The organism is Stutzerimonas chloritidismutans AW-1 (assembly GCF_000495915.1).
GTDB lineage: Bacteria > Pseudomonadota > Gammaproteobacteria > Pseudomonadales > Pseudomonadaceae > Stutzerimonas > Stutzerimonas chloritidismutans.
The window spans coordinates 1-7,579 of record NZ_AOFQ01000068.1 but is presented as its reverse complement, the minus strand read 5'-3'; the positions used below and the strand labels follow the sequence as shown (position 1 = coordinate 7,579).

The 7,579-nt window shown below is 61.4% G+C and carries 8 protein-coding genes; 3 read left to right on the top strand and 5 right to left on the bottom strand.

The features are described 5' to 3' along the window. The first annotated feature begins 53 nt into the window (after positions 1-53). On the top strand, positions 54-1,442 hold the full coding sequence (locus F753_RS46505; protein WP_023446663.1) for a sigma-54-dependent transcriptional regulator: 1,389 nt from the start codon (positions 54-56) through the stop codon (positions 1,440-1,442). 61 nt (positions 1,443-1,503) lie between these two features. Then, positions 1,504-2,163 (top strand): thiopurine S-methyltransferase, encoded by a 660-nt coding sequence (locus F753_RS46500; RefSeq protein ID WP_023446931.1) that lies wholly within the window; start codon positions 1,504-1,506, stop codon positions 2,161-2,163. Between the two features lie 25 nt (positions 2,164-2,188). Here F753_RS46500 and F753_RS46495 read toward each other — a convergent pair whose 3' ends face one another. From F753_RS46495 to F753_RS0125320, 5 genes are all read right to left on the bottom strand, one after another. Beyond that, complete coding sequence (locus tag F753_RS46495; RefSeq protein WP_023446930.1) at positions 2,189-2,833, bottom strand: DUF2959 domain-containing protein; 645 nt, start codon at positions 2,831-2,833, stop codon at positions 2,189-2,191. 81 nt (positions 2,834-2,914) lie between these two features. Beyond that, on the bottom strand, positions 2,915-3,787 hold the full coding sequence (htpX, locus tag F753_RS46490) for a protease HtpX (protein ID WP_023446929.1): 873 nt from the start codon (positions 3,785-3,787) through the stop codon (positions 2,915-2,917). A gap of 88 nt (positions 3,788-3,875) precedes the next feature. Then, a complete protein-coding gene (locus F753_RS46485; RefSeq protein WP_023446928.1) occupies positions 3,876-4,346 on the bottom strand; it encodes a hypothetical protein in 471 nt (156 codons plus the stop codon). A 3-nt stretch (positions 4,347-4,349) separates the two neighbouring features. Then, positions 4,350-5,561, bottom strand: a complete 1,212-nt coding sequence (locus tag F753_RS46480) for a pyridoxal phosphate-dependent aminotransferase (protein WP_014820822.1) — start codon at positions 5,559-5,561, stop codon at positions 4,350-4,352. A 177-nt stretch (positions 5,562-5,738) separates the two neighbouring features. Further along, on the bottom strand, positions 5,739-6,941 hold the full coding sequence (locus F753_RS0125320; RefSeq protein WP_031297637.1) for an ISL3 family transposase: 1,203 nt from the start codon (positions 6,939-6,941) through the stop codon (positions 5,739-5,741). Positions 6,942-7,064: 123 nt separating this feature from the next. On the opposite strand from F753_RS0125320, the gene msrB reads away from it, so the two are divergent. Next, entirely contained in the window at positions 7,065-7,463 is a 399-nt protein-coding gene (gene msrB, locus F753_RS46475) for a peptide-methionine (R)-S-oxide reductase MsrB (RefSeq protein ID WP_003299543.1), read from the top strand. Positions 7,464-7,579: the final 116 nt, after the last annotated feature.

Genomic DNA, 7,579 nt, shown 5'->3' with positions numbered 1-7,579 from the left:
GCGCTGATGACCCTGCCGCTGATTCCCGCCACTCACAAACCGGAGTGACCTGTATGGCCGCCACGATACTTCTCGTCGAAGACGATCACGCCCTGCGCGAAGCCCTGGGCATCACGCTGCAGCTTGGGGGCTACGAGTACCGTGCCGTCGATTGCGCCGAAGCGGCCTTGTGTGCGCTGCAGGAAGAGTCATTCGGCCTGGTCATCAGTGACGTGAACATGCCCGGCATGGACGGCCACGAACTGCTCTCGCTGGTTCGGCAACGCTATCCGCAGGTGCCCGTGCTGCTGATGACCGCCTTTGGCGCGGTAACGAGGGCGGTGGATGCGATGCGCCAGGGCGCTGTCGATTATCTGGTCAAGCCGTTCGAGCCAGGCACATTGCTTGAGCTCTTGGGGCGTCATGTGAACGGCATCGCTGCTACCGAGGCAGAGGGGCCGGTGGCGCTCGAGCCGTCCAGCCAGCAGCTGCTGGCTCTTGCCCGGCGGGTGGCGCAAAGTGACTCCACTGTACTGATCTCCGGTGAGTCAGGTACTGGCAAGGAGGTGCTGGCGCGCTATATCCATCAGCAGTCACCGAGGCACGGCAAGCCATTTATTGCCATCAATTGCGCTGCCATTCCAGACAACATGCTCGAGGCAACCCTGTTCGGGCATGAGAAGGGCGCTTTCACCGGCGCGATTGCCAGTCAGCCTGGCAAGTTCGAGCAGGCCGACGGCGGTACTTTACTGCTCGACGAGATATCCGAGATGCCGTTGGGGTTGCAGGCGAAACTGCTACGTGTGCTGCAGGAGCGAGAGGTCGAGCGGGTCGGTGGGCGGAAGCCTATCGCTCTGGATATTCGTGTGCTCGCCACCACCAACCGTGATCTCGCTGGCGAGGTAGCGGCGGGTCGCTTCCGTGAGGACCTCTATTACCGTCTTTCGGTCTTCCCACTGGCGTGGTCGCCGCTGAGGCAGCGCCCGGCCGATATTCTGCCGCTCGCCGAACGCCTGTTGGTCAGCCACGCCAGGAAGATGCGCCAGGCGCCTGCGCGGCTTTCGGCCGAGGCGCAGCGCTGCCTGGTGGCGCACGCGTGGCCGGGCAACGTACGCGAACTGGACAACGCGATACAGCGAGCGTTGATTCTTCAGCAGAGCGGCGTGATCCAGCCGCAGGATCTGTGCCTGGCGGGTGTGGGCGGTGTCACCAGCTTGCCTGTCGCCAGCAGCGCGGCACAACCGTGCGAGGGCGCTGCAGGGGAGGCGGGGGCCTGTTCGGGGCTGGGGGATGATCTGCGCCGCCGCGAGTTTCAGTTGATCATCGATACCCTGCGTGCCGAACGTGGACGGCGCAAGGAGACGGCTGATCGACTGGGCATCAGTGCGCGCACCCTGCGTTACAAGCTGGCGCAGATGCGCGACGCCGGGATGGATGTCGAGGCATCGCTCTACGCGGGCTGAGCGCGCTCCCCTCAACCTCGCTCTGATAAGCTGCCGCCATCCTCATGATGGAGATTTCCAGGTGCACAAAGACTTCTGGCAGGAGCGCTGGGCTCGCAACGAGATTGGTTTCCACCTTGACGATGTTCATCCCGGCATGCGTCGCCACTGGCCGCGACTGGCGTTGCCTGATGGTGCGATGGTGCTGGTGCCGTTGTGCGGCAAGAGTCTGGATCTGGCCTGGCTGGCCGGGCAAGGGTTCAATGTCGTGGGGGTGGAGCTGAGTGAGAAGGCTGTAGACGCATTTTTTTCCGAGCAGCAGCTCGAAGCTGAAATTTCCCAGCGTGGGCCGTTCAAGGTCTATCGCTCCGATACCCTGGAGATCCGTTGCGGCGACTTTTTCGCGCTCAGTGCGGCCGATGTCCTCGGCTGCCAGGCGGTCTATGATCGCGCCGCCTTGATCGCATTGCCGCACGCGATGCGTCAGCGGTACGCGGCACTGATGTCGAGCATCCTCCCGGCCGGCTGTCAGCAGCTTCTGGTTACGCTGGATTATGACCAAGCAGAGATGGAAGGCCCGCCCTTCGCGGTGGGTACGAGTGAGGTGCGCGACCTGTACGCCGCTGAGTGGAGCGTGGAACTGCTGGAAGCCAAGGAAGTGCTGGAGCGTAATCCGCGGATGCGCGAGCGCGGTCTGACGCGGCTCGAGGAGCACTTCCATTGGCTGCAACGGCGGGTCTGACCCGCCGCTTGTAATGCTGCAGCGATCAGGCGTCGGCCTGTAAGCGGCGGATGAACGTGTCGGCCTCGTCGATGGCGCGCTGCATGTCAGCCATCAGCTGGTCGACGTTGCCCTGCAGCGTGCGGTATTCCCCGTGCAAGGCGCTTATCGCGCGAGCATTGAGGTTGTGCTTGAGAAACAGCACCTGATCGCGCAGAACGCTGAGCACCGGGTCGATGCGTTTCTCCGCCGCTTTCATCCGCTGGATCAGCGTTCGGTATTCGGCGCGGGTGCGGTTGAGTTCTTTGGCGCTGGCGGCTTTCAGGCTGGCGTTGCTGTATTGCTTGAGTTCGCTTTCCCATTCCCTGAACAGCGCGTCGGCCACGTCTTCGACCGCTTCGATGCGGGCGCGGACGTCACGCGCACTCGCTACGCTGGCTTCGTACTCTTCGTTGAGTGCGTCGTAACGCTTCTCCAGATCGCCGCCCTTGACCTCGACGACGCTGCGATAGCGCTCCAAAGCATCCTTGAACTGCTGTTTGGCTTCCTGCTGCGCGTCACGCGACTCCTCCACACGATCGACCAGGATATCGCGCTTATGGATACCGGCCTTCTCCATCGCTGAATAGTAGGCACTCTGACAGCCGCCGAGCGCGAGCAGCGCGAAGCAGGCGAATATGAAACGACGCATGGCGATTCCTTGTATGCGGGTTGAGTCTGCATAGACAAAAGAAAAGGGCGACTTGCGTCGCCCCTGTTGCGTTCAGTGCAATTAGCCGCGCTGGCGCAGCGCTTCGATGCGGTCTTCCAGCGGCGGGTGGGTCATGAACAGCCCGGCGAGGCCATGCTTCAGCGAACCGTTGATGCCGAATGCCTTGAGCGTGTCGGGCATGTGACCCGGCATGCCCTGTTCGGCACGCAGGCGCTGCAGGGCGCCAATCATGGCGCTGGTGCCGGCCAGTTGGGCACCGGCCTCGTCGGCACGGTACTCGCGTTTGCGCGAGAACCACATGACGATAATGCTGGCGAGCAGGCCCAGTACCAGTTCGGCAAAGATCGTCGCGACGAAGTAGCCGATGCCGTGGCCGTCCTCGTTTTTCAGGATCGCCTTGTCGACGAAGTTGCCGAAGATACGTGCGAAGAACATGACGAATGTGTTTACCACACCCTGGATCAGCGCCAGGGTCACCATGTCGCCGTTGGCCACGTGGCCGATCTCGTGGGCAAGCACCGCTTTCACCTCATCCGGCGAGAAGCGCTCGAGCAGCCCCTGGCTGACCGCCACCAGTGCGTCGTTGCGGTTCCAGCCGGTGGCAAAGGCGTTGGCCTCGTAGGCAGGGAAAATGCCGACTTCGGGCATCTTGATGCCGGCGTCGCGCGACAGTTGCTCGACTGTCTGCAGCAGCCACTGCTCGTGACGGGTGCGCGGCTGGCTGATGATTTCCGTACGCGTACTCATCTTCGCCATCCATTTGGATATGAAAAGCGAAATGAGCGAGCCCGCGAAGCCGAAAACCGCACAGAAGACCAGCAGGCTGCCGTAGTTCTGGCCGGTATAGCGATCGACCCCGAGCAGCTTCAGGGTGATGCTGGCGATGACCAGTACCGCAAGGTTGGTGGCCAGGAACAAGAAAATGCGCATCATGTTGCGGCAGACTCCAGGGTAGGAATTGAAGAACGATAGGCTATATAAGGTGCGCCCTTGAGCTATTCAACCGGGCGACTATTTCAAGCTATGTCGCTTGCCCATGGAGGCTGGGATACAGTGGCGCGCCGGACTGGCTTTCGAACATCAATCGGGCTAGCTGAGCGATGCGCTCGCTGTTCGCGCGCTTCAATGCCTCGCGAAGCTGATGGGCGAGGCTGGCCTGAATGCGCAGCACGCTGGGAGGGAGGCTGAGGTCGTCGGCGATCTGTCCAGGCACCGCTCGTGACAGGCGCACGAAGCCTTTTTCGGTGAGCACCGCCTGGTCCAGCGCCTGGAAATGAATGGTGCTGTCGTAACGCAGATAGCCCTCCTCGGCGAGCCAGAGCAGGGCACCCAGGCAGCTCTGGTGGCGTTTGGAGGGAAGGCCGAACTCATCCGGCTCTTCCCGGCCGATCAGATCTTCTACATACAGCGAGACCTTGCGTGGGAAGGCCTGATAGAGCATCAGCAGGCCGCCCGCTGCGTCCTTGTAGAAATCGTCGATCTGCAGGTCCATCGCTTACTGGTGGTAGGTCTTGAGGAAGTTGCCGATGCGGCCAATGGCCTGCTCCAGATCGTCGACGCGGGGCAGGGTGACCACGCGGAAATGATCCGGCCATGGCCAGTTGAATGCAGTGCCTTGAACGATCAGCAGCTTCTCGGAAAGCAGCAGGTCAAGCACGAACTTCTCGTCGTTGTGGATCGGGCAGATCTTCGGGTCAATGCGCGGGAACGCATACAGCGCGCCCATGGGTTTGACGCAGCTGATGCCCGGGATGTCGTTGAGCAACTCCCAGGTACGGTTACGCTGCTCGAGCAGGCGGCCCGGCGGTAATACCAGGTCATTGATGCTCTGGTAGCCGCCCAGTGCAGTCTGAATCGCATGCTGCGACGGTACGTTGGCGCACAGGCGCATGTTGGCGAGGATATCCAGGCCTTCGATGTAGCTCTGCGCCCTGTGCTTCGGCCCGGAAATCGCCACCCAGCCCGAACGGAAGCCGGCAACCCGGTAGGATTTGGACAGCCCGTTGAAGGTCAGGCAGAGCACGTCCGGCGCCAGCGAGGCGGTGGAGATGTGTACGGCGTCGTCGTAGAGGATCTTGTCGTAGATTTCGTCGGAGAACAGAACGAGCTTGTGCTGGCGCGCCAGCTCGACCATGCCTTCGAGCACTTCCTTGGGGTAGACCGCGCCGGTGGGGTTGTTCGGGTTGATCAGCACCAACGCCTTGGTGTTAGACGTGATCTTGGCCTTGATATCGGCCAGGTCCGGCCACCAGTTGGCCTGCTCGTCGCAAAGGTAGTGCACCGGCTTGCCGCCGGCCAGGCTCACCGCAGCGGTCCACAGCGGGTAATCCGGGGCAGGGATCAGCACTTCATCGCCATTGTTCAGCAATGCCTGCATGGACATGACGATCAGCTCGGACACACCGTTGCCGAGGTAGATGTCTTCGATGCCGACGCCTTCAACCTGCTTCTGCTGGTAGTACTGCATGATCGCCTTGCGGGCGCTGAACAGGCCTTTGGAGTCGCTGTAGCCCTGGGCAGTGGGCAGGTTGCGGATCACGTCCTGGAGGATTTCCTCCGGTGCTTCGAAACCGAACGGCGCCGGGTTGCCGATATTCAGCTTGAGGATGCGATGGCCTTCCTCTTCCAGGCGTTTGGCGTGCTTGAGCACGGGCCCGCGGATGTCGTAACAGACATTGGCAAGCTTGTTCGATTTGCTGACCTGCATGATCCTGAGTGTCCCGAAGTGAAAACGCGCCAGCTCCGGAAATGGCTGGCCGCGCTTGGCATGAACCCGGGCGCCTTGGCAGTCGGAAACCCCGCTGCCAGACTAGGCGTCGAAGAGGGACGCATGATACGTGCGCCCCGACCACCGGAAAAGGTACAGATCGGCCTTTTTTGAGGTTCATCGCGCTTTCCCGGGGAAGGCAGCCTTGATTTTCAGGAAGAAGTATTCCGAGTCCCGAAAACCATAGGCCATACGCTTGATCACCTTGATGCGGTTGTTGACGCCCTCAAGGACGCTGGTATGCATGTGGAAGTTGGCACTGGCGAGGATGCCTCGGGCGTATTTGCGCAGGTTGCGAGCGAAGCGCTGTAGCGGTGCGAGGCCGCTGTCCCGGGCGTGCCGCAACCAGGTTCGCCAGCGGCGCCAGCCCTCTCGTACGCTGGGGGCGAACCAGACATCCTTCAGCGCATCCTTGAGGACATAGACCGTAGCCAGCGGCTGGTTGGCCGCGAGTAGTTCTTGAAGCTGCACGGCTTGTCCGTCCTTCAGGTTGTTGCGATTGCGCAGCAGCAGCCAGCGGCTTTGCTTGACCGCCTTTCGTGCCGGCTTGTCTTCGCGCAGGAGGTTGGCCTGGTCAACCCGGATACGGTCGATCACATCCCGACCATAGCGCGCGACGACGTGAAACAGGTCGTACACCACTTCGGCTTGCGGGCAATGCTTCTTCACCTCCAGATCAAAAGCCGTGTTCATGTCCATGGCCACCGCCTCTATCTGCTGGCAGTGCTTGCCGAGCAATTCAAAGAACGGGCGGACCGCCTCGCGGCTGTTGCCGTGGCCGACCCACAACACCCGCGTTCGCTCGGCATCCATGATGACCGTGGCATAGCGATGCCCTTTGTGCAGGGCGAACTCGTCCATCACCAGGCGGCGGACACCGGTTGAATCGAAGGTGCCTACCTCGGCTTGAAGGCGTCGTTTATCGAGCGTTTTGAGGGTGTGCCAGTGCAGGCCGGTGAGCTGGCTGACGTGGCTGATCGGCAGCAGCCGCAGCAAGCTTTCGAGCCATATCCGTAACCGCTGGGTCAGCCGAGATGCTGGCTCCAACCAGTCGATCCGCTCGGTCACCCGCCCACAACTCAGGCAATCGACTCGGCGCACTGGTAGTTGAAGCAGGACGCGCTGATCGAACAGATCACGATCACGCACCAGACGAATCCGGCGATCGTGAATCAACGGGCTGAACTGGCCACAACGCCCGCACTTAGGAAGAGAGCCGGCTTGAGGTTCAAGCTCAATGAGGAGGGTGTTATCGGTAGATGGGCGACAGGCAACGGCGTCGTAGCCTGGCCAGAAAGCAGCAAGATCAATAGGATGCACGGCGACAGCAGGGACAGGTGAAGGGTGTGTTTGGCGACTGCCAATTTACCTGCTTCCCTGACTGTCAACTCGCTCTTCCCCCAGACTCCGCGAAGAACCTTTTTTGAGCTGAGGAGTGTATCGATGGACAAGCTGGAAAAACCGCTCGACGTCTGGCGCGAGGAACTCTCCGATGAGCAGTTCCAGATCTGCCGGCTGGGCGCCACCGAGCGTCCCTTCACGGGTAAGTACAACGACACGAAGACACCTGGCATCTACCATTGCGCCTGCTGCGACACGCCACTGTTCGATGCGGATGCTAAGTTCGATTCCGGCTGCGGCTGGCCCAGCTATTTCCAGCCGGTCAGTGATACCGCTATCGCCAGCCTGGATGATTTCAGTCACGGTATGCACCGGATCGAGGTCAGGTGCGCACGCTGCGATGCTCACCTCGGTCATGTTTTTCCCGATGGCCCGCAGCCGACCGGGTTGCGCTACTGCATCAATTCCGCCTCTCTCAACCTGAAGCCGCGCGAAGCCTGAGCATCGTCGGTTGCAAGGAGCCTCGCATGCACGACCCATTGCTGGACATTCCCTGCGTCACCATCGAGGGCGAGCAGAAGAGGCTCCCCGGGTTTGATGCCCAGGGGGTGGTGGGG